Source organism: Streptomyces sp. NPDC099050 (assembly GCF_044759865.1).
Taxonomy (GTDB): domain Bacteria; phylum Actinomycetota; class Actinomycetes; order Streptomycetales; family Streptomycetaceae; genus Streptomyces.
The window spans coordinates 78,279-98,568 of the sequence record NZ_JBIWAE010000016.1; the positions used below are offsets into that span (position 1 = coordinate 78,279).

Annotated in this window: 20 protein-coding genes and 1 pseudogene; 7 read left to right on the top strand and 14 right to left on the bottom strand. The window is 73.8% G+C overall.

Annotation, left to right across the window (positions count from 1 at the left end; translation table 11 throughout):
* Positions 1-137: 137 nt before the first annotated feature.
* Together ACIQV3_RS25470 and ACIQV3_RS25475 are read right to left on the bottom strand one after the other, a co-directional pair.
* Positions 138-1,298 (bottom strand): sensor histidine kinase, encoded by a 1,161-nt coding sequence (locus ACIQV3_RS25470; protein WP_403715473.1) that lies wholly within the window; start codon positions 1,296-1,298, stop codon positions 138-140.
* Positions 1,295-2,002, bottom strand: a complete 708-nt coding sequence (locus ACIQV3_RS25475; RefSeq protein ID WP_403715742.1) for a response regulator — start codon at positions 2,000-2,002, stop codon at positions 1,295-1,297. Before ACIQV3_RS25475 ends, ACIQV3_RS25470 begins: the two co-directional genes overlap by 4 nt.
* A gap of 204 nt (positions 2,003-2,206) precedes the next feature.
* Here ACIQV3_RS25475 and ACIQV3_RS25480 point away from each other — a divergent pair, with 204 nt between their 5' ends.
* From ACIQV3_RS25480 to ACIQV3_RS25490, 3 genes are read left to right on the top strand one after another with little or no spacing between them, the layout of a single operon-like run.
* The gene (locus tag ACIQV3_RS25480) at positions 2,207-2,989 is read left to right on the top strand and encodes a glycosyltransferase family 2 protein (protein WP_403715475.1); all 783 of its coding nucleotides are present in this window, start codon (positions 2,207-2,209) and stop codon (positions 2,987-2,989) included.
* Positions 2,986-3,624, top strand: coding sequence for a DUF2064 domain-containing protein (locus tag ACIQV3_RS25485; RefSeq protein ID WP_403715479.1), 639 nt, complete (start codon positions 2,986-2,988; stop codon positions 3,622-3,624). Before ACIQV3_RS25480 ends, ACIQV3_RS25485 begins: the two co-directional genes overlap by 4 nt.
* Positions 3,621-4,328 (top strand): class I SAM-dependent methyltransferase, encoded by a 708-nt coding sequence (locus tag ACIQV3_RS25490; RefSeq protein ID WP_403715481.1) that lies wholly within the window; start codon positions 3,621-3,623, stop codon positions 4,326-4,328. The genes ACIQV3_RS25485 and ACIQV3_RS25490 overlap by 4 nt, the downstream gene beginning before the upstream one ends.
* Here the strand turns inward: ACIQV3_RS25490 and ACIQV3_RS25495 are convergent.
* Both ACIQV3_RS25495 and ACIQV3_RS25500 read right to left on the bottom strand, forming a co-directional pair.
* A complete protein-coding gene (locus ACIQV3_RS25495) occupies positions 4,317-4,871 on the bottom strand; it encodes a GNAT family N-acetyltransferase (protein WP_403715485.1) in 555 nt (184 codons plus the stop codon). The genes ACIQV3_RS25490 and ACIQV3_RS25495 overlap by 12 nt on opposite strands.
* A gap of 75 nt (positions 4,872-4,946) precedes the next feature.
* A pseudogene (locus tag ACIQV3_RS25500) lies at positions 4,947-5,917 on the bottom strand (serine hydrolase domain-containing protein); the annotation flags it as partial.
* A 72-nt stretch (positions 5,918-5,989) separates the two neighbouring features.
* On the opposite strand from ACIQV3_RS25500, the gene ACIQV3_RS25505 reads away from it, so the two are divergent.
* Positions 5,990-6,199: a GyrI-like domain-containing protein gene (locus ACIQV3_RS25505; RefSeq protein ID WP_403715744.1), complete on the top strand. Its 210-nt coding sequence runs from the start codon at positions 5,990-5,992 to the stop codon at positions 6,197-6,199.
* A gap of 50 nt (positions 6,200-6,249) precedes the next feature.
* On the opposite strand, the gene ACIQV3_RS25510 is transcribed toward ACIQV3_RS25505, so the two are convergent.
* Both ACIQV3_RS25510 and ACIQV3_RS25515 read right to left on the bottom strand, forming a co-directional pair.
* The gene (locus ACIQV3_RS25510; RefSeq protein WP_403715487.1) at positions 6,250-6,675 is read right to left on the bottom strand and encodes a hypothetical protein; all 426 of its coding nucleotides are present in this window, start codon (positions 6,673-6,675) and stop codon (positions 6,250-6,252) included.
* Positions 6,672-7,880 (bottom strand): molybdopterin-dependent oxidoreductase, encoded by a 1,209-nt coding sequence (locus ACIQV3_RS25515; protein WP_403715489.1) that lies wholly within the window; start codon positions 7,878-7,880, stop codon positions 6,672-6,674. Before ACIQV3_RS25515 ends, ACIQV3_RS25510 begins: the two co-directional genes overlap by 4 nt.
* 113 nt (positions 7,881-7,993) lie before the next feature.
* On the opposite strand from ACIQV3_RS25515, the gene ACIQV3_RS25520 reads away from it, so the two are divergent.
* Complete coding sequence (locus ACIQV3_RS25520) at positions 7,994-9,421, top strand: glycosyltransferase 87 family protein (protein WP_403715493.1); 1,428 nt, start codon at positions 7,994-7,996, stop codon at positions 9,419-9,421.
* Here the strand turns inward: ACIQV3_RS25520 and ACIQV3_RS25525 are convergent.
* The 5 genes from ACIQV3_RS25525 to ACIQV3_RS25545 form a co-directional block, all read right to left on the bottom strand.
* The gene (locus tag ACIQV3_RS25525; protein WP_403715495.1) at positions 9,394-10,239 is read right to left on the bottom strand and encodes a chitosanase; all 846 of its coding nucleotides are present in this window, start codon (positions 10,237-10,239) and stop codon (positions 9,394-9,396) included. The genes ACIQV3_RS25520 and ACIQV3_RS25525 overlap by 28 nt on opposite strands.
* A gap of 246 nt (positions 10,240-10,485) precedes the next feature.
* Positions 10,486-11,112 carry a GNAT family N-acetyltransferase gene (locus ACIQV3_RS25530; protein WP_403715497.1) on the bottom strand — a complete coding sequence of 209 codons (627 nt, stop codon included), beginning with the start codon at positions 11,110-11,112 and terminating at the stop codon, positions 10,486-10,488.
* A 177-nt stretch (positions 11,113-11,289) separates the two neighbouring features.
* Positions 11,290-12,378 carry a magnesium/cobalt transporter CorA gene (corA, locus tag ACIQV3_RS25535; RefSeq protein ID WP_403715499.1) on the bottom strand — a complete coding sequence of 363 codons (1,089 nt, stop codon included), beginning with the start codon at positions 12,376-12,378 and terminating at the stop codon, positions 11,290-11,292.
* A gap of 151 nt (positions 12,379-12,529) precedes the next feature.
* On the bottom strand, positions 12,530-12,922 hold the full coding sequence (locus ACIQV3_RS25540) for a molybdopterin-binding protein (RefSeq protein WP_403715501.1): 393 nt from the start codon (positions 12,920-12,922) through the stop codon (positions 12,530-12,532).
* A 144-nt stretch (positions 12,923-13,066) separates the two neighbouring features.
* Positions 13,067-13,963, bottom strand: coding sequence for a LysR family transcriptional regulator ArgP (locus ACIQV3_RS25545; protein ID WP_403715503.1), 897 nt, complete (start codon positions 13,961-13,963; stop codon positions 13,067-13,069).
* 70 nt (positions 13,964-14,033) lie between these two features.
* On the opposite strand from ACIQV3_RS25545, the gene ACIQV3_RS25550 reads away from it, so the two are divergent.
* Both ACIQV3_RS25550 and ACIQV3_RS25555 read left to right on the top strand, forming a co-directional pair.
* The gene (locus ACIQV3_RS25550) at positions 14,034-14,669 is read left to right on the top strand and encodes a LysE/ArgO family amino acid transporter (protein ID WP_403715505.1); all 636 of its coding nucleotides are present in this window, start codon (positions 14,034-14,036) and stop codon (positions 14,667-14,669) included.
* 368 nt (positions 14,670-15,037) lie between these two features.
* Positions 15,038-16,117, top strand: a complete 1,080-nt coding sequence (locus ACIQV3_RS25555) for an NUDIX domain-containing protein (protein ID WP_403715507.1) — start codon at positions 15,038-15,040, stop codon at positions 16,115-16,117.
* 83 nt (positions 16,118-16,200) lie between these two features.
* Here ACIQV3_RS25555 and ACIQV3_RS25560 read toward each other — a convergent pair whose 3' ends face one another.
* The 3 genes from ACIQV3_RS25560 to ACIQV3_RS25570 form a co-directional block, all read right to left on the bottom strand.
* A complete protein-coding gene (locus ACIQV3_RS25560) occupies positions 16,201-18,093 on the bottom strand; it encodes a hypothetical protein (RefSeq protein WP_403715509.1) in 1,893 nt (630 codons plus the stop codon).
* A 91-nt stretch (positions 18,094-18,184) separates the two neighbouring features.
* Positions 18,185-18,577 (bottom strand): VOC family protein, encoded by a 393-nt coding sequence (locus ACIQV3_RS25565; protein WP_403715512.1) that lies wholly within the window; start codon positions 18,575-18,577, stop codon positions 18,185-18,187.
* A gap of 119 nt (positions 18,578-18,696) precedes the next feature.
* A complete protein-coding gene (locus ACIQV3_RS25570) occupies positions 18,697-20,067 on the bottom strand; it encodes an FAD-binding oxidoreductase (protein ID WP_403715514.1) in 1,371 nt (456 codons plus the stop codon).
* Positions 20,068-20,290: the final 223 nt, after the last annotated feature.

The following is a 20,290-nucleotide window of genomic DNA, read 5'->3' on the forward strand; positions in this document are numbered from 1 at the left end:
CTCGCCCGCATCCAGGCTGACGCCGGCCAAATCCAGCCCCGCCGGCGTTTGAGGCGCGGGGGTCCGGGGGCTGGCCCCCGGCAACGGCGCCGCACCCGCCCACGACGGGAAGCACCACCGGCCCGGCCGACCCGGGCTCAGGCCGGGACCGGCAGGGTCACCTCGAACCGGCACCCTCCGGGAACGTTCCGTACCGCCGCCCGACCCGCGTGCGCCTCCACGATGCCCCGTACGATCGCCAGCCCCAGCCCCGCCCCCGCCGGAGGCGCCGGCACCGACGCCACCCCCGCCGACGCCACCCCCGCCGGAGGCGTCCGTGCCTGCGTGCCCCGCCAGCCCGTGTCGAAGACCCGCGGCAGGTCCTCCGGCGGGATGCCGCCGCAGCCGTCCGTCACGGTGACGACCACCGCTCCCCCGTCCTCCCGTACGGAGGCCGCGATCGCCACGGTGCCGTCCGCCGGCGTGTGCCGGATCGCGTTGATCAGCAGGTTGGCCAGGACCCGGGTCATCTCCTTGCCGTCCACCTCCACCGGTACCCGGTCCACCGCTCCGCCGTCGAGCCGCACCCCGCGCTCCCGCGCCAGCGGATGCACCCCGGACAGCGCGTCGCCGACCAGGTCGTACACGGACATCCGGCTCGGGCTCAGCGTCAGCGCCCCCGCGTGGATGCGGGACAGTTCGAAGAGGTCGCCGACCATGGAGTTCAGCCGGTCCACCTCGGTGCGGATCTGCCGGTGGTAGCGCGCCGGATCCTCCGCCATGCCGTCCTCCAGCGCCTCGGACATCGCCCGCAGCCCCGCCAGCGGGGTCCGCAGATCGTGCGAGATCCAGGCCACCAGCTCTCGCCGCGAGGTCTCCAGCGCCCGCTCCCGTTCCCGGGACACCGCCAGCTTCCGGCTCGTCGCCGCCAACTCCCGGGACAGCGAGTCCAGTTCCGCCGTCGCCAGTCCGGGCGGCGCCGCGAAGCTGCCGCCGTCCCCGAAGTCCCGAGCGGCCAGGGACAGTTCCCGGCTGCGCGCCACCACCCACCGTCCCAGCACCAGCGCCACGGCCAGCGAGACCACCGCCGCCATGGCCACGACCAGGGTGACGACCGCCAGGTCGTGCCGGGAGAGGAACATCGCCTGGGCCACGGCGAGCGTCCCGGCCAGCATGGCGGTGACCGTCACCGCGGCGATCACCGTCAGGGACACCGCCACCGACCGGTGCCGCACCAGCCTCAGCACGAGCGCCCCGAGCACCCCCGCGCACACGGCACCGCCGAACGCGAACAGCGCGATGAGCAGTATGTCCTTCACGCCGCGGCCACCTCGCCCGGTTCGAAGCGGTAGCCGACGCCCCACACCGTCTGGATCAGCTTCGGACTCCCCGGGTCCTCCTCGACCTTGGCGCGCAGGCGGCGTACGTGCACCGTCACCGTCGACAGGTCACCGAAGTCCCAGCCCCACACCTCGCGCATCAGCTCCTCCCGCCCGTGCGCCTGCCCGGGATGCCGCAGGAAGTGCGCCAGCAGATCGAACTCCCTTACGGTGAGGGCCAGTTCGCGGCCGTCCTTGGCCGCCCGGTGGGTGGCCGGATCGAGGGTGATCCCGGCGCCGGTGAGCCGGTCCCCTCCCCCGCCGGCCGCCGGGGCGGGTTCGGCCCCGGCGGCCGCCGCGCGGCGCAGCACGGAGGCGACCCGCAGGACCAGCTCGCGCGGGCTGAAAGGTTTCGTGACGTAGTCGTCGGCGCCCAGTTCCAGTCCCGCGATCCGGTCGTCCTCGTCGCCCCGCGCGGTCAGCATGATCACCGGCACCGGGCCGGCCGCGCGGAGCCTGCGGCACACCTCCAGCCCGTCCAGGCCCGGCAGCATGAGGTCCAGTACGACCAGGTCCGGCCGGACGAGCCCGGCGTGGGCGAGCGCCGCCGGACCGTCGGCGACGCTCTCCACCGTGTAGCCCGCACGCCTCAGGTAGCCGGTGACGACCTCCGCCACCGTGGGGTCGTCGTCGACGACCAGGATCCGCGCGGGGGCCGGCTGCACACCGCCACCCCCACCGCCCCCGTTGCCACCACTGCCGCCACTCACGCCGTCACCGCTCATACCGTCCAGCCTCCCACCCACGAGCGCCCCCGCGGCCCCCGGACCGCGTCCGTGGGGGCGACGTCCGCGTTTCGTAAGGAGTGCACGGCCCTTTTACGGGGCTCCGGTTCCTACGGTGAAACCGTGAGCGAAACCGTGACGGTAGACGTCGTACTTCCCTGTCTGAACGAGGCCGAGGCCCTGCCCTGGGTGCTCGCGCGCATCCCGGACGGCTGGCGGGCCCTGGTCGTGGACAACGGTTCCACCGACGGCTCCGCCGAGCTCGCGCGGGCCCTCGGCGCGACCGTGATCACCGAGTCCCGGCGCGGTTTCGGCGCCGCCTGCCACGCCGGACTGCTCGCCTCCGAGGCGGACCTCGTCTGCTTCTGCGACTGCGACGCCTCGATGGACCCCGGGCTGCTGACCGGCTTCGTGGCCGCCGTCGCCGCGGGCGAGGCCGATCTGGTGCTCGGCCGGCGCCGTCCGCGGGGCCGCGGCGCCTGGCCCGCGCACGCCCGGGCCGGGAACCTGGCGCTGGCCCGCCTGCTGCGCCGGCGGACCGGCCTGCGGCTGCGCGATCTGGGCCCGATGCGGGCCGCACGACGGGAGGGCCTGCTCGGCCTGGACCTGTCGGACCGGCGCTCCGGCTACCCGCTGCAGATGGTGGTCCGGGCCGCGGACGCGGGCTGGCGGGTCCGGGAGGTGGACGTGCCGTACCTGCCGCGCTCGGGGAAGTCGAAGGTGACGGGCACCTGGCGGGGCACCTGGCAGGCGGTGCGCGACATGAGCCGGGTCCTGGCGCAGCCGGCCGATGGCCCGGCTGCCGAAGGCCCGGCTGCCGACGGACCGGCTCCCGGCGGACCGGCTCCCGGCGGCCCCGCTGCCGGCCGGGCCGGTGCGGGCGCGCCCTCCGGCGGTGCCCGATGAGCACGGCCACCACCCTGCTGGTGATCGCGAAGGAGCCGGTCCCGGGCCGGGTCAAGACCCGGCTCACCCCGCCGTTCACCCCGGTCGAGGCGGCCGCGCTGGCCGAGGCCGCGCTCGCCGACACCCTCGCCGCCGTGGCCGCGGCCCCCGCACGGCGCCGGGTCCTGGTCCTGGACGGCCGGCCCGGCCCGTGGCTGCCGCCCGGCTTCGAGGTGGTCCCGCAGTGCGCCGGAAGCCTGGACCTGCGGCTCGCCGCCGCGTTCGGGGCCTGCGACGGCCCGGCCCTGCTGATCGGCATGGACACCCCGCAGGTCACGCCGGAGCTGCTGGACGTCGACTGGTCGGCGTACGAGGCCTGGTTCGGGCCGGCCGTAGACGGCGGGTTCTGGGCGCTCGGACTGGCCGTCCCGGACCCCGCACTGCTGCGCGGCGTACCGATGTCGGCCCCCGAGACGGGCGCGGTCCAGTACGAACGGCTGCGCGCGGCCGGGCTGCGCACCGGCCGGCTGCCCGTCCTGCGCGACGTCGACACCGCCGAGGACGCCCGTCTGGTCGCCGCCGGGGCCCCGGCGGGGGCCTTCGCCGCACGGCTGGCGGACCTCACCCGGCACCCCACCCGGCCGGTCCTGCGATGACCACGCTCACCTCGGGCGGCGCCCGGGCCGGCGGGCCGGTCACCGCCTGGTCGGCCGATCCGTACACGGTGGCCCTGCGCCGCGGACGCGGGCCGCTCTACCTGCGGCGGGGCGACGGATGGCTGCTCCCGCTGGACGTGGAGCGCTGGTGCGAGGCTCCGGACGGCGCCGACCGGACGGTGCTGGGCCGCTGCCGGGGCGCCGTCCTCGACATCGGCTGCGGCCCCGGCCGGCTGGTCTGCGCGCTCGCCGCCCGCGGGCACCGGGCCCTGGGCATCGACGTCAGCCCGGAGGCGGTGGCCCGGACCGCCCGCACGGGCGGCGCCGCCCTGCACCGGTCGGTCTTCGACCCCCTTCCCGGCGAGGGCCGCTGGGACACGGCGCTGCTCATCGACGGCAACATCGGCATCGGCGGCGACCCCACCGCGCTGCTGCGCCGCACGGCCGAGGTGCTCGCGGTGACGGGCTCGCTGATCGTGGAGTGCGCGCGGGCGGAGGACGGGGCCGACGTGGACGAACACTGCGAGGTCCGGGTGGCCGACGGCCGCGGCGGCCTGGGCGTTCCGTTCCCCTGGGCCCGCGTCGGCCCGGCGGCCCTGGCCCGGCACGCGGCGGCCGCGGACTGGACCCCGGCCGGCCACTGGACGACGGCGGGCCGGGCCTTCACCGTCCTGAAGCGGCGGTCCGGTCCTTCACCGTGCTGACGTCGGGGTGCGCGAGGACCACACGCCGAACCACTGCTCGGCGCCGAACTCCTCGAACCGCTCCACCTCGGTGAACCCCAGCTTCGCCGCGAGACGCATCGCGCGGTCGTTGGCGGTCTGCGTGCACAGCACCACCGGCTCACCGGGAACCGCGCCGGTGAACCAGCCGAGTGCCGCGGCGCACGCCTCGCCGGCGTACCCGTGTCCCCACGCCCCGGGGAGGAACATGTACCCGAGTTCCGCCTCTCCGGCATCCGGCAGGAGGTGCCCCGGGCGCTCCGCGTCGCGCCGGTCGAGCAACACGGTGCCGATCGTCGCTCCGTCGAGATCGACCACGAAGAGTCCGGGGCGGCGACCGGGCACCTCGGGCACGGCACGTTCGAGTTCGTGACGCGGCCGAGGACCTCCGAGATAGGTACACACGTCCGGCGATGCGAACAGTTCGACGAACGCCGTCCGGTCCCGGGCCTCGGACTCGCGGAGCACGAGCCGTTCGGTCCGTATCGGGACGGGCGGCCAGGCCACGGGTCCGAGTTCGGTCATGGCGGGCAACCTATCGAACACCGGTGACCAGTCGAACTCCGTTGACCCGACGGACACCGGTGACCCGACGCTCCGTCAGCGCAGTCCGCCGTACGCGGCCATGACGATCTCCATGCCGCGGTCGTCCTGCCGTCGGTCCCGGTCGATCATCCGGTTCATGACGTACGCCACGGTCATCCGGGCGTCGGGACCACTCACGACCAGCGAGCCGCCCAGCCGCCCCAGCCGAAGGTGTTGCCGAATTTCCCGAAGCCCGTCGTCCAGGACATCGGCGTCCCCAGCACGCGGTCCGTGCCGCCGAACACCTCCTGCCACGCGGGCTCGCACCCCCGGGGCGACAGCAGGCGCACGCCGCCGGCGGTTCCCCGGTTCGCCAGCGCCGACTGGACCAGGGCGACGGAGCCGGCGTTGCCGAAGCCGTTCACCGCGGGGATCTGCGCGCGGCGCCAGGCCGGGGAGTTGACGTCCCTCACCCGGACGGCGACGCCGGTGTCCTCCCGGCGTGCGCCGTCCGGTCCGGGCGGCGCGGTGGCGGCGTACTCGTCGGTGAGCGACGACGCCGGGATCAGCGGTGCGACGCGGTGGTCGTGCTCCGCGGGGAGCCCGATGTGGAAGTCCGCGCCCAGCGGGCCAGCGACCTCCCGCGCGAAGAACTCGGCGATGCCGAGCCCGGTGACGCGGCGGACGATCTCGCCCACGAGGAACCCGAAGGTGAGCGCGTGGTAGCCGGCCGCCGTTCCCGGTTCCCATGCGGGGGCCCGCGCGGCCAGCCCCGCCGTCACGCCCTCCCAGTCGTACAGCTCCTCGACCGCGTCCAGCCCGGGCAGATCCGGCAGCCCCGCGGTGTGCGAGAGCACGTGCCGTACCAGGACGCCCTCCTTGCCCGCCGCGGCGAACTCGGGCCAGTAGGCGGCGACCGGCGCGGACAGGTCGAGGAGGCCCCGGTCGGCCAGGATCAGCGCGCACAGGGCCGTCATGTTCTTGGTCGTCGAGTTCACGCAGGTGAGGGTGGAGTCCTCCCAGGCGACGGAGCGGTCCGCGTGGGCGCAAGCCTCGGGCAGCGCCACGGCGTGGTGACCGCTCCCGGGACGACCGCCGGAGAACTCGACGCCCTCGACGTGCCGGCCGGGACCTGGGCCGTTTTCGACGCCCACGGGCCCTACCCGAGCTCCCTCCAGGAGCTGTGGCGCGACGTGTTCACCCAGCGGTTCCCCTCGAACCCGTACGCGAGCCGACCGGGGCCGGAGTTGCTCCTGACGCGGCCGGTGGAGATCTGCGCGCAGACCGGCTCCCAGCTGTGGATCCCGGTGGAGCGGGGCAGCGTCTGACGGCCGCGCCGGCTGCTTTTCGTTCGGCGCGGCGTCCGACGCTGCCCCGGCTACGTGTCGCTCGGCGCGGCGGCGCCGGAGGAACGCTGCCGTGACCGCCGCCACCGGCCGCCGGCCGCCATCACGCCGGCGGCCACCGCGACCGCGGCGAGCACCAGGAGCAGGTTCCGCCCGTACGGCAGCGGCAGGGCGGACGGGTTCGGCGGCGCCCCCGGTCGCAGCAGCAGGGGCAGGGTGACCAGGACGAGCACGCCCGCCGTCAGCAACGCTCCCCGTACGAGGCCCCGCGCGGGCACGGCGGCGACGGCGAGGCCGGCCGCCAGGACGAGGGGCGCGATGATCCCGTCGTGCAGGACGAGCGCCCCGCCCATCCACACCAGCACGTCGAGGGGGTCGGGCAGGTCCGCCAGCAGCCGGCCGCCGATGGCGATCAGCAGCAGCCCCGCGCCGCCGAGCAGCACACGCACGCTCTTCACAACACCTCCAGCAGAGTGACCCATTTGGTCTGCAGGACGCCGGGCCGGTTCGGCGCGATGACGCGCGCCGGGTAGCCGTGGTCGGCGGTCAGGACCTCGCCGTTGAGTTCCAGCGCGAGCAGGGTCAGCGGGTCCTCGGCGTAGTCCCGGCCCATCTCCATCACCCGGTAGGCGCCGCCCCTTTCCAGCGAGGTGACCCTCAGCCCGGCTCCGGCCGGGGCTCCGGCCCGCGCCAGCAGGTCGCGGATCCGGACGCCGCTCCAGCGCGCCTCCACGCTCCAGCCCTCCACGCACGCGATCGGCAGCCGCGCCTGCGCCTTTGGCAGGGCGCGGAGTTGATCGAGCGTCAGGGTGTAGGGCGTCGGCCCCCGCACCTCCAGCCGCCAGTCCCGTACCGCCCGCTCGGTGACCCCGGCCGCCGCGGCGGTGCGGTTGACCGGGAGCCCCTGCGGTCCGTGGTCGGGGTGTCGGGGTGCGAGCAGGTCGAACCGCTTCAGCGGGGTGAAGGACTGGCCGACGGTGGTGAGGGTGACGGCGCCGACGGCCGCGCCGACGCCGAGCATCAGGGAGCGCCGGTCCGGTCCGTCCTGGGCGGGGAGTCGGAGCGTTCCGGCTGACCTCCGGCTCCAATGGGCCCTGATCTCGGGGGCTTTGACGGCCAGGTGCAGGAGCAGCGAGCCGGTCACCACCCAGGCGAGGGCGAAGTGCGTCTGGATGAAGCCGAACGGCCAGGGGTACCACTCGGCGATGTTGAGGAGTCCGGTGAAGACCTGGAGGACGGCGGAAGCCACGAGCACCGCCACCGACAGCCGCTCCAGCCCGTGCCGGACCCCGCGCACCGGGGGCCAGACGAACAGCCTCGGGTACACCGTCCACAGTTTCGCCAGCAGCAGCACGATCGCCGCGAGCCCGGTGGCGATGTGCAGGCCCTGGCTGAGCCGGTAGCCCCAGACCGGGCGGCTGGGCAGCGAGTTCGCGGCCCAGCCGGGCGGGTGCTGGAGGTAGTGGCTGATCAGGCCGGTCGCGAAGCACACGGCGAAGGCCGCGCCGAGCCACCGGCCCAGGGAGGTGGCGGTGCGGGCGTCGTGCAGCCGGCCGCCGAAGGAGGGCGGCCGGAACGGGAAGCGGGAGGCGGGTTCCGGCGGGGTGGGGGGCGGTGGCGGTGGCGGAGGGGGCGGTGCGGACGGAGGTGCGGGCGGAGTCATGCCTCCATTTGAGCGCCACCAGCCCCTTTCCCGGCGGCCCGACACCTTACGAAACGCGGACGCCGGGCCGGGTCGACCGCCCGGCGGCGCCCCGCGCTGCCAGGCTGGCCCGCATGGACCACCCCCGCGCCCGGACCCTCCTCACCGTGCTGCTGCTCGGCGCCCTGACCGCCGTGCTCGTGCCCGCCGTCCGCGAGGAGGGCCACTTCGCCGACCCGGCGCGGCTCACCTGGTGGTACGCGGCCGCCTGGACGCTGTTCGGCGCGGCCGCCTGGACGCTGCGGCGGGTGCCCGAACGGTACGTGGTCCCCCTCGTGCTGGCGGGTGCGCTGGCCGTCTGCGCGGCGGGACTCGCCGGGCCGCCGCTGACCAGCACCGATTCCTTCCGCTACGCCTGGGACGGGCGGGTGCAGGCCGCCGGGATCTCCCCGTACGACCACGCCCCGGCCGATCCGGCGCTGCGCGCCCTGCGCGACGACTGGCTGTTCCCGCGCGGCGCGGCCGCCTGCGCCGGGCCCGACCGGGTGGGGATCGAGCCGGGGGTGTGCACCCGCATCAACCGGCCCACCGTCCACACCGTCTACCCGCCCGTCGCGGAGGGGTACTTCGGGCTGGTGCACGCCCTGTCCCCGCCGGGCGTGCGGCACAAGGCCCTGCAGACCGGTGGGGCCCTGCTGGCGCTCGCCGTCACCGGGGCGCTGCTGCTGGTCCAGCGCCGCCGGGGCGCCCGGCCGCGTACCACCGCGTACTGGGCCTGGTGTCCGGCGGTGGCGGTGGAGGCGGTGAACAACGCGCACGTGGACGTGCTCGCGGTCCTGCTGTCGGTGGCGGCGCTGGGGGTGGTGGTGCGCCGGCGCCCGCTGGGCGGCGCCCTGTTCGGGCTGGCGATCGCGGCGAAGCTGCTGCCCGCCGTACTGCTGCCGGGCGCGCTGGCCGGCGTACGACGGTGGCGGGACGCGGCGGCGCTGCTGCTGCCCGCGGCCGTGGTCGTGGGCCTGACCTACCTGCCGTACGTGCTGCTCTCGCGCGCGTCGGTCTTCGGCTACCTGGGCGGCTACGCCGAGGAGGAGGGGTACGAGGACCCGGGGGCGGGCGGCCGCTACGCGCTGCTGCGCCTCGTGCTCCCGGACTCCTGGTCGGTGCCCGCGGTCGCGGTGGGGATGCTGGCGGTGACGGCGTACGTCTGGCGGCGCGGGGATCCGCGGGAGCCGTGGAGCGCGGCGCTGCTGGTGACGGGCACGGCGTTCCTGCTGATGACTCCGGGCTACTCCTGGTACGCGCTGCTGCTGATCGCGCTGGTGGCGCTGGACGGCCGCGTCGAATGGCTGGGGGTGGCGCTCGCGGGGGCGGCGGCGTACGTCTCGGTGCGCGCGCTGGGCGGGGCGACGATCCCGGTGGCGTACGGGCTGGCGGGCGCGGCCGTGCTCGTGGGGTGGGCCCTGCGGCGACGGGCGGCGGCCCGGGGAGGGAGGGGAGTTCGCCCCGGACCGCCGCCGCACGCTCCGCGGAGCGGTCAGCCGATGTGGAACGGGTCCCCGTAGACCTTCCAGTCCAGAGGGGTGTTGAGGTTGAGGTTGCCCTTCTTGAGCCATACCCGCTGGGCCGTGTCGACGCGGCTGGTGTCGCTGTGCGCCTCCTCCTGCTTCATCGCCCAGACCCGGGCGTCGAGGAAGGCGTTCAGCCAGGTGGTCTCGTTGCCGCCCTGGGCCGGGGGCTTGGCCTTGGAGAGGGCGCGCTTGCGGATGTTGCGGAAGCTGGTGGAGTCGCCGCCGTCCCCGTGCATGACGATGGCGTCGTAGTAGGTGAACTGCCCGAGCACGCCGACCCCGTCGGCCTTGCCCTGCTTCACGGACGGGTTGAAGTAGACCCGGTCGCGCTCGCGGTTCTGGGCCTTCTTGAAGTCGGCGTCGGAGGCCGCCTTCACCCAGTCCTTGGTGAAGTTGGGGTCGAGACCGGCGTGCGAGTCGCTGCCGTCGACCTTCCGCAGGGCGGGGAGGTACTTGGCGAGCACGTTGCCCGGCTTGATCTGCGTGTAGTACTCGACGAGTTCGAGCATGTCGTGGGTGCCGGAACAGAACCCGATGATGCCCGCCGTGTAGCCGCGGCCGTCGCCTATGTCCTCGATGTACTTGTACTGCGCCTTCCAGTTCAGCGAGGAGTTCTCGGCACTGGAGACGATCTGCATGGCGATGTCCTTCTTCACCGGGTCGTCGAGTCCGACGGCGGTGGCCGACACCTGCGCGGAAGCCGGTGGCGCGGTGGGGGCGGCGGCGGTCGCGTGGGCGGTGACGGGCCCGGCGAGAAGGGCGGCGCCGAGCAGGGTACTTACGGCCAGTCGCTTGCGGTGGAGGGTGAACACAGTGCCTCCATAAGGGAGTTGTTGTTCTGGCGACTTCGTTAGGAAACTTTACTACCAGAAGTTCCGCCACCTCAAGACCCCGGCCCGACACCGACGACCCCCTGGCCGAACCGAACCTGCGCCCGGCCCTCGAAGCGGGGGGCTGACGCGTGGCCACGTACGAGGACGCCCCCACCCACTTCCTGGCCCGCGCCACGCGCTGACCGGGCGGGGGCAGCTCCGGGTGGCTGCGCGGCGGGGCTTCGCTCAGCCTTCCGAGCGGTCGGCGGTGTGGGCCGCCAGGCGGGCCCGCAGGCCCCGCTTCACTTCCGGCCACTCCGGGCGCGTGATGCTGTACACCGCCGTATCGCGGATCCAGCCGTCCCGCATGACCATGTGGTGCCGCAGTACGCCCTCGTGCTGCGCGCCGATCCCGGTGATCGCCGCCCGCGACTTCGCGTTCCGCACGTCCGTGAGCAGCTCGACCCGGTTCATCCCCATCGCCTCGAAGGCGTGCGTCAGCATCAGCAGCTTCGCCTCGGTGTTCGCACCGCTCCGCTGCCGGGACGCGGCCAGGAAGGTCCAGCCGATCTCCAGCCGCCGGTTCGCGGTGTTGATGACCATCAGCCGGGTGGACCCGATGACCCGCCCCGTCGCCGCGTCCACCGTGGCGTACGGGATCTGGTGCCCCTGTGCCCGCGCCTCCACGGCGTCGTCGATGAAGCCCCGCACATCGTCGGGGTGCGGGACGATCGTCACCGCGAGCTCCCAGAGGCTGCCGTCGCGGACGGCCTCGCACAGCCCGTCGTGGTGCCGGGGATCCAGCGGCTCCAGCCGCACCCGCTCCCCGGTCAGTTCCGCCGTCGCCATCGCGCCCACCGCTGCCTGCTCCACGCCTGACCTGCCCGTTCCTCGTGTTCGCGCGCCAACACGGGGACCCTACCGGGCACCACGAGCCATCCTCGCGGGGTTTTCCGGCCCTCCGGCCCTCCCGCCTTCGCACCGGACCGGGCCGCAACGAAAGGGGCCGGACCCGAAGGGACCGGACCGGAGGGGACCGGACCGGACCGGTCAGAGCCAGCCGTTGCGCCGGAAGCCCCGGTGGATCACGAAGCACGAGACGGCCATCACTCCGAGCACGAGGGGGTATCCGTAGGTCCAGCGCAGTTCGGGCATGTGCTCGAAGTTCATGCCGTAGACCCCGCAGACCATCGTCGGGACGGCGATGATGGCCGCCCATGCGGTGATCTTGCGCATGTCCTCGTTCTGGGCGACGGTCACCTGCGCCAGATGGGCCTGGAGTATCGAGTCGAGGAGGGCGTCGTACGCACCGATCTGGTCGGTGGCACGGGTCAGATGGTCGGCGACGTCCCGGAAGTAGGTACGCATCTCCGGCGGGATGACCGGAATCGGCTGGGTGCTCAGCTGCGCGAGCGGGCGGGCCAGCGGGGCCACCGCCCTGCGCAGTTCCAGCAGTTCGCGCTTGAGCTGGTAGATCCGCCCGGCGTCCCCGCGGCCGCCGTGCTCGCTGAAGACCATGGTCTCGACGTCGTCTATGTCGTTCTGCACCGCGTCCGTGACGGCCACGTACTCGTCGACCACGTGGTCGGCCAGTGCGTGCAGCACGGAGACCGGCCCCTTGGCCAGGTGCTCGGGGAGCGTTTCCAGCTCCTCGCGGACCGACCCGAGGGTGCCGCGCCCGCCGTGCCGGATGGTGATGACGAAGTCGCTGCCGGCGAAGGCCATGAGTTCGCCGGTCTCCACCACCTCGCTGGTCGCGGTCAGTTCCTCGTGCTCCACGTACCGCACGGTCTTGAACACGGCGAAGAGGGTCTCGTCGTAGCGCTCGATCTTGGGCCGCTGGTGGGCCTGGACCGCGTCCTCGACGGCGAGCGGGTGCAGGCCGAGCAGCTCGGCGAGCCCGGCGAACTCCTCCTGCGAGGGCTCGTGCAGACCGACCCAGACGAAGCCCTCGCCCGTCTTGCGGACGCGGCGCAGCGCCTCGCCCACATCGGCGTGGCCGTGACCGTCCTGGCGCACGCCGTCCCGGTACACGATGCAGTTGACGACGGCGCTGCCGAGCGGGGAGCGGGCCGGGTGACTGAGGTCGACGGCCCGCCGGTAGCTGCGGCGCACGGCCCGGCGCAGAGTGCTGAACATGGACAACGGACGTACTCCCCTTCGGCGGATCAGCCGCCAGTGTGCCACCGGCACGCGAACCGCCCTACCAGCGCACCCGGCACACCCACCCGGCGCCCGCCTACCCGGCCCGCCTACCCGGCCGGCACCGGCGCGACCGGCCGGCCTGCCCTCAGGCCCGGTCGATGAAGACGCTCGTGGACTTCACCCGCGCGGTCGCCCTCGCGCCGACCTCCAGGCCGAGTTCCTCCACGGCCTCCCGGGTCAGCAGGGACACGACGCGGTGCGGTCCGGCCTGGATCTCCACCTGCGCGTCGACCGTGCCCAGTTTCACACCCGTCACGATGCCGGCGAAGGCGTTGCGCGCCGAGGTGTACGGGGCCCCCTCGCCGTCGCCGCCCTCCTGCGCGATCTCCACGCAGAACGCGGCGAGGTCCGGCCCGTCGACCATCCGCCGGGTGCCGTCCCGACGCGTCGGGAACCGTTCCGCGTCGGCCCACCGCCGGGCCGTGTCTACGCTGACGCCGAGCAGCCGCGCCGCCTGACCGATGGTGTAGGACTCCATGCCCGCAGCCTAAGCCCTCCCCCGACGGGTCCTCGCAGGCCACAGGGCCCGGACCCGGCCCGCGCACGATCCTGCGCGAGATCCCCCCAGAGCCTCCGCACGGCGGGGCCCGGCTCGATCCCGGAAGGGTCCGAAAGAGACGGCCTAGTCGAGCGCCCCCGCGGCCGCCCGTGCCACCGCCTCCGCGACCATCGACAGCGCGGGCGAGTCCAGCTTCCACTGCTGCCAGTACAGCGGGACGTCCAGGCTCCGCCCGGGCGCGATCACCACCAGCCGACCCGCCTCCAGCAACGGGTCGGCCTGCCCCGTCGGCAGCATCGCCCAGCCCAGCCCGGCGGACGCCGCGTCGCAGAACCCCTCCGAGGTCGGCACGTAGTGGCGCACCGCGGACGCCCTGGCCGCCGCGTCCCCCGTCACCACCCGTACGAACTCGTCCTGGAGCAGGTCCAGCCGGTCGAACACGACGACCGGCGCCTCCCTCAGGTCCCGCTCCACCGCGCCCCGCAGATGCCGCGCCGCGAACGCCGGGCTCGCCACCGCCAGGTAGCGCACGATCCCGAGCCTGCGCACCGTGCACCCCGCCACGGGCACCGGCTGCGAGGTGACCGCCGCCATCACGCGTCCGTCCCGCAGCAGTTCGGACGCGTGCGCCTCGTCGTCGCGGTGCAGTTCGAAGCAGACCGGCGGGTCCTGCGGCAGCCCCGTCAGCGCGGGCAGGAACCACGTGGCCAGCGAGTCCGCGTTGACCGCGATCGGCAGCATCACCGGCCCCAGACCCTCGGCCATGCCGAGTTCGGCCCGCGCGTCGCGCTCCAGCCGGACGAGCTGCCGCGCGAAGCGCACGAGGACCTCCCCCGACTCGGTGGCCCGCACGGGCTTGGTCCGCATCAGCAGCACCCGCCCGGTCCGCTGCTCCAATGCCTTGACGCGCTGGCTGACGGCGGAGGGGGTCACGTGCAGGGCGGCGGCCGCCGCGTCGAAGGTGCCCTCGTCGATCACCGCGAGCAGGGTCCGTACCTGGTCGACAGGCAGCTCATCCATCACAGCAGCTAATGGTAGGTAAGAATCTTTAGCTGTACTCCTCGCCGCGCCGCTGCCTACGGTCGAAGACATGACTTACGCCATCATCCCGGCGGCCCTCGCGGGCTTCGGCACCGGACTTTCCCTCATCGTCGCCATCGGCGCCCAGAACGCCTTCGTCCTGCGCCAGGGCGTCCGCCGCCAGTCGGTCTTCGCCGTGGTCGCCATCTGCGGCCTCTCGGACGCGGCGCTGATCGCCCTCGGCGTGGCCGGCGTCGGCGCGTTCGTCACCGCCTGGCCGGCCGCCCTCACCCTCGTCGGGCTCCTCGGCGGCACTTTCCTCATCGGCTACGGAGCTCTCGCGGCCCGCCGCGTGCTGCGCCCCGACCCGGACGCCATCGGCGGGATCCCAGAGTCCGGGTCCGGGTCCGGGTCCGCCACCGCCCGGCGCGCCGTGCTCACCTGCCTGGCCATGACCTGGCTCAACCCGCACGTGTATCTCGACACCGTGCTGCTGCTCGGATCCCTGGCCGCCGGCCGCGGCGACCTGCGCTGGGCCTTCGGCGCCGGGGCCGTCCTGGCGAGCCTCACCTGGTTCGGCGCGCTGGGCTACGGCGCCCGGCTGCTCAGCGGCCCGCTCGGCCGGCCCTCGGCCTGGCGGGCCCTGGACGGGCTCGTCGCGGCGACCATGATCACGATGGGCGGCCTGCTCCTCGCCCGGGCCTGAACCCCTGCGCGCCGGGCCCCCGCGATGCCGGCCGGAACGGCCCCGAAGTCCGCGGGAACGGCCCGGTGCAGCCGCCTGCCCCCAGGCGCCCGGCAGCACGGGCGCCGGCACGGTCAGCACCGGGCACACCGCACGCCTGCGCGGCCCGCGGGCCACCCGACCCCGGTAACGGCGGCCGGGCCCCGACCTCCAGTCTGTGGACCGATCGGCCTGCCCGGCAGAGCCAATTCCGCGCATCTGGTCCGCCGCCGTCCCCCGAGGTCCACCCCATGGACTCTCCCCGAGTGGGTACGGATCACCGTGCCCACCGCCCGCACCCCACGTCCCGCACCCCCCTCGCCCCCCTCACCCCGCCTCCAGGAGCCCTTGTGCCGGATCAGCCCCCGCCGCCGCCCCCTTCGTCCCCGTACACCGACTCGGTCCGCGCCTACTACGCCGCCCAGCCCTCCCCCCTCGTGGCCGCCACCGGGATCGTGCTGGACCCGCGCGGGCGGGTGCTCGTCCTCACCACCTCGTACAAGGCGGATCTGGAGCTCCCGGGCGGGGGCGTGGAGGACACCGAGACCCCGGAGGAGGGGCTGGCCCGCGAGCTGAAGGAGGAGCTGGACCTGAGCGTGCCGGTGGGGCGGCTGCTCGCCGTGGACTCCCGCCCGCCGGGGCCCCTCGGGCGCTCCCTCGTCGTCCACGTCCACCTGGTCGGCCCGCTGACGCCCGAGGAGACCTCCGCGATCTCCTTCCCGGACGGGGAGGTCACCGAGGCGCGCTGGCTCACCCCCGAGGAGGCCTACGCGGCTCTGGGCGCCCGGAAGGCGTCGCGCCTGCGCGCCGCACTGGCGGCCCTGTACTCCGGCTCCCTCGCGCACCTGATCGAGGGCGTGCCGCAGCCCGGCTCCCCGGCCGGCTTCGACCCCGCGCGGCGGGCGGAGCTGGAACACGCGGGCGCCTACGACACCGCCGGCCACCGCGCCGCCCGCCCCAAGGCCCTCACGGCGGCGAGCGTGCTGTTCACGGACTCCGCGGGCGGGGTCCTGCTGGTGCGGCCCGCGTACGGCGATCCGGACCACTGGAACCTGCCAGGCGGCGGCATCGACAGCGACCTCGGCGAGATCCCGCGCGCCGCGGCCCGCCGCGAGGTCCTCGAAGAGCTCGGCCTCGACCTCGCCCCGGGCCGGTTGCTCGCCGTCAACTGGTCCCACCGGCCCGGCTATCCGGCCCGGGTCCGCTTCCTCTACGACGGCGGCACCCTCGACGCCACGACCCTGGCCCGGATCCGGCTGCCCGGTACGGAGCTCCTCGCCTGGCGTGCGGTCCCCCCGCCCGAACTGCGCCGCTACACCAAACCGTCCCTCCGCCGCCAGATCGAGGCCTCCCTCACGGCGCGCACCGCAGCGGACGGCCCCGTCGAACTGCACGCGGGCCGCCCGGTGGACCGGCCCGACAACGCGTGAAGCGGCGCCGCCGGGCAGTCCGGCGGCGCCGCCACGTGGTGCGGGGGTGGGTCAGGTGTCAGGTCAGGTCAGGTCAGGTCAGGTCAGAAGAGGCTGGTGACGCTGGTGGCCCAGCCGCTCGCGCCCGCCAGCAAGGGCGCCTTGAGGCTGGTGGGACCGCCCGGGTAGAAGAGCAGGCAGCCGGTGGGGCAGGTGGTGGTGGCCGCCTTGCCCGCGCCGTCCACGTAGTTCACCACGCGAGTGGGGTCGGCCGGAGTCGTGGCCCACACGTCGCCCCGCTCGTCACCCGCCTTGGGCTGGAACTGGTCGTACTTGATGACCTGGCCGTCGCTGGTGATCGTCTCGCCGACGACGGTGCCCTGGGCGTTGCCGCGGCTGACGATCAGCGGGCGGTCGGCGGGCAGCCAGCCCCCGGTGGCGTAGGCGGCGCGGGGCGCGAGGCCGAACGTGCCGTCCGCGGCGATCCTGCCGGCGTAGAGGTACAGCTTCCCGTCGGACTTGTTGCGCGCGAGGATGTCCTTGACTCCGTCGCCGTTCTGGTCCCCGATGCCGAGAATCGTGTAGTTCTTCCAGCTGGTGCCACCGGTGAACGCGGGGCTCCGGAAGTCGAAGGGCTCGGTCTGGTCGGCGCTGCCGTCGGACAGGGTCCGGCCGGAGTAGACGCGCAGGCGGGCAGCGGAGCAGGCGTCGTCCACGCATTCGACGACGGCCAGATCGTTGCCCTTCCGGAAACCGTCGCCGGTGCGCTGGTCCAGATCGCCGGGGGCGATGATCTGCTGGAGCCGCCCCCAGCCCGTGGAACCGAGACCGGGGGGCGGGGCCAGCTCCCGCCGAGTGGCGTACGAGGGATCGCCCAGCCCGTTGCCGGGGTAAAGGTAGAGCTTCTTGTCGCTCAGGCGGGCGATGACGTCCTCGTAGCCGTCGGGTGCGGCCGTGGGGCCGGTGAAGCCGGCGAAGTCACCGCCGTGCGCGATCAGCGCACCCTGCCAGCCGGACTCCGCGACGACGCGCGGCCGCACCCGGCCGGCTCCGTTGCCGGCGTAGAAACGCAAGCCGCCGTCCGCCTCGGGGCCGAGCAGGTCGACGAAGCCGTCCCCGTTGAGGTCGCCGAGGAGGTCCGTGACCGTCCGGTTCAGCGGGGTCTGCCCGGCCGGGTAGACGAAGGATGCCGGGGAGGTCTTCAGCACCGTGGCGTCGACGCCACCGCCGGTCGGCGAGTGGTTGCCGGCCTTGTCGAAGGCGAGGGCGTACAGGATGCTCTGGGGCCGGCCCGTGGGGCTGACCTCGACGACGGCTTCCGTCGCGCCCTGGGCGAGAGGAATCCAGTGGTCCGCGGCACACGGGGTACTGGATACGGAGATGAGACGGTCCATGGACCAGCAGAACCCGGCGAGGTCGGTGGCCGTGTTCTTGAACTTGAGGCGCACCTTGGTGCGCGCCTGCTGAGTGGTGAGGGCGCCGCCGTCCTCCTTGGTGACAGTGACGGGGTTCGTGGGCGCCTTCGCGTCGACGTTGAAGGCGCATGCGGCGGTGTAGGCGCTGTAGGCGCCCTCCTGATCCTTTGCCCGGACCTTCCACTTGTAGCTGCCGGTGGGAAGGTTCCGGGCGAGGACCTTTGCCGTCGCCGTGCCGCCGCTGGGCACGGTGGTGACGTCGGAAACCGGTACGGCCGCCCCCGCCGCGGTGGTGACGACGAACTGCGGGGTGACGGTCCCACCGTCGTTGTCGCGCAGGCCCGCGGTCAGTGCCAGGCCGCTGTTGCCCATCAACCCGTTGCAGGGGACGGGCTTGTTGCCTTCGGCGGAAGGCGCCCAGTTCCCTTCGAAGGCTCCGGCGCCGGTGACTTCGGGCTTGGTCGGGGTCACCGCGTACGCGCCCGGTGCGGAGAGCAGATCGGCCGCCGTGAGCGGGAGGATGAGCCCGAGGACGGCGGTGAGCGCGCGGGGCGCTCGCGCACCGGCTCTTCGGCGAATCATGGGAATCGTGAGTCCTTCTGGGGATGTCCAGGTCGTGGATCACCGCAGCGTAGGGCACGCGGTTCGCATGAGCACAACAAAATCGGCGGGGCTACTTCGGCTCGGTCGCGAGCTGGATCAGGTTGCCGCAGGTGTCGTCGAGGACGGCGGTGGTGACGGGGCCCGTCTCCAGCGGCTCCTGGGTGAAGCGCACGCCGAGGGCGCGCAGGCGCTCGTACTCCGCCGTGACGTCGTCGACGGCGAACTGGGCGAGCGGGATGCCGTCCTCGACGAGGGCGTCGCGGTAGGTCCTGGCGGCGGGGTGGCCGGCGGGCTCCAGGAGGAGTTCGGCGGCCCCGGGCTCCTCGGGGGAGACCACGGTCAGCCACCGGGCCCCTCCGCCCAGCGGGACGTCGTGCTTCTTCACGAACCCGAGGATCTCGGTGTAGAAGTGCAGGGCTTTGGCCTGGTCGTCGACGAAGACGCTGGTCATGTGGATCTTCACGGGGTGCTCTCTTCCGGTCCGGACGGTTCGGGCACGCACCGTCTCGCGCGGCCGTCTGGAGCGCCAGTGCGCGGACGGCGTCTGCGCCCTCGCCGAGGCCCATCCGGTGACGCCGACCGCTAGGGCTTGATGTTCTGGTTCAGGTGGAAGAGGTTGCCCGGGTCATAGGTTCGCTTGACCGCGACCAAACGGTCGTAATTGCCCTTGTAGTTGGCGCGGATGCGGTCCTGGTCGTCGTCCGCCATGAAGTTGACGTAGCCGCCCTCCTCCGAGTGCGGGGCGGTGGCCGCGTAGTAGTCGCGGACCCAGGCGGTGTTGGCCTCGTTGTCGGCGGGGTCCGGCCACATGCCGGCGATGACGGTGGCGAAGGAGGCGTCCCGGTAGGCGAAGGCCGTGTCCTCCGGGGCGACCCGGTGGCAGGCGCCGTTGATCGGGTAGATGTGGACCGTCGAGTTCACGGCGGGCACGCGGGGGCCGTGCACCAGGTGCGCCTCGATGGCCTCGTCGCTCAGCTCCGTCACGAAGTTGGCCTTCCAGTAGTGCTGGAGACCGGGCGGCACCAGCGCGTCGAAGGCGCTGTTGAGTGCGGGATACGGCATGACCCCGACGTGCTCCGCGACCACCGGCGCGAAGTCGTGGAAGGCCTGGAGGGCGCGCTCGCCCTCCTCGACCGGGCCCGCCCAGCACGACACGATCAGAATGAAGGGGTCGCCGTGCCGGTCCTGCGGGATGAACGGCAGCGGCGGGGCGATCTGGAAGGCCGGGAACCCGCCGAGTTGCTCCGGCGCGTCGGCGATGAAGTCCCGGTAGCCGCGCAGCACGTCGCCGGCGCTGTCCAGCTCGTAGAGGATCGGCCCGCCGTAGATGTCCTTCACGGGGCTCAGCCGGAATTCGAGGGAGGTCACCGCGCCGAAGTTGCCGCCTCCGCCGCGCAGCGCCCAGAAGAGGTCCTCGTGCTCCTGCTCGCTCGCGACGACGAGTTGTCCGTCCGCCGTCACCACATCGGCGGAGATCAGGTTGTCGCAGCTCAGGCCCAGTCCGCGGTCGAGGTAGCCGATGCCGCCGCCCAGGGTGAGCCCGGCGACGCCGGTGGTGGAGATGATCCCGCCGGTCGTCGCCAGACCGAAGGCGTGGGTGGCCGCGTTGAAGTCGCCCCAGGTCGCGCCGCCCTCGGCGCGCGCCGTCCGCCGTACGGGGTCCACGCGCACGCCGCGCATCGTGGACAGGTCGGCGACCACCCCGTCGTCGCAGGTGCCGAAGCCGGGCACGCTGTGCCCGCCGCCCCGGACGGCCAGGTCGAGCCCGTTCTCCCGGGCGAAGTCGACGGCCGCCATGACGTCGCCCGCGTTGGCGCAGCGCACGACGACGGCCGGCCGCCTGTCGATCATGGCGTTGTAGACCGTGCGGGCTTCGTCGTAGGCCTCGTCCCCCGGCGTGACGACGGCGCCGCGCACCCGTTGACTCAGCTGGTCCACAGAGAGGTTGCCCATGGCCATCGCTCCTCGCGCCCCGGTCGGCACGGCGTGACCTCCGGCGAGCCCCGGGACTGTCTGCCAATGAATAGGCCGCCCCCGTTTCACGCTACGCCGAATGAGTGAAGCGGCAATCCGGAGCCGGCTGAGGTGTGCATCGCCACCCCTTGAGGCGCAATTCGGGGGCGATGCTGCGCGTGGCACGGCAGCGAGCGGTGGTCTACGATCCGGCGGCCTGGAT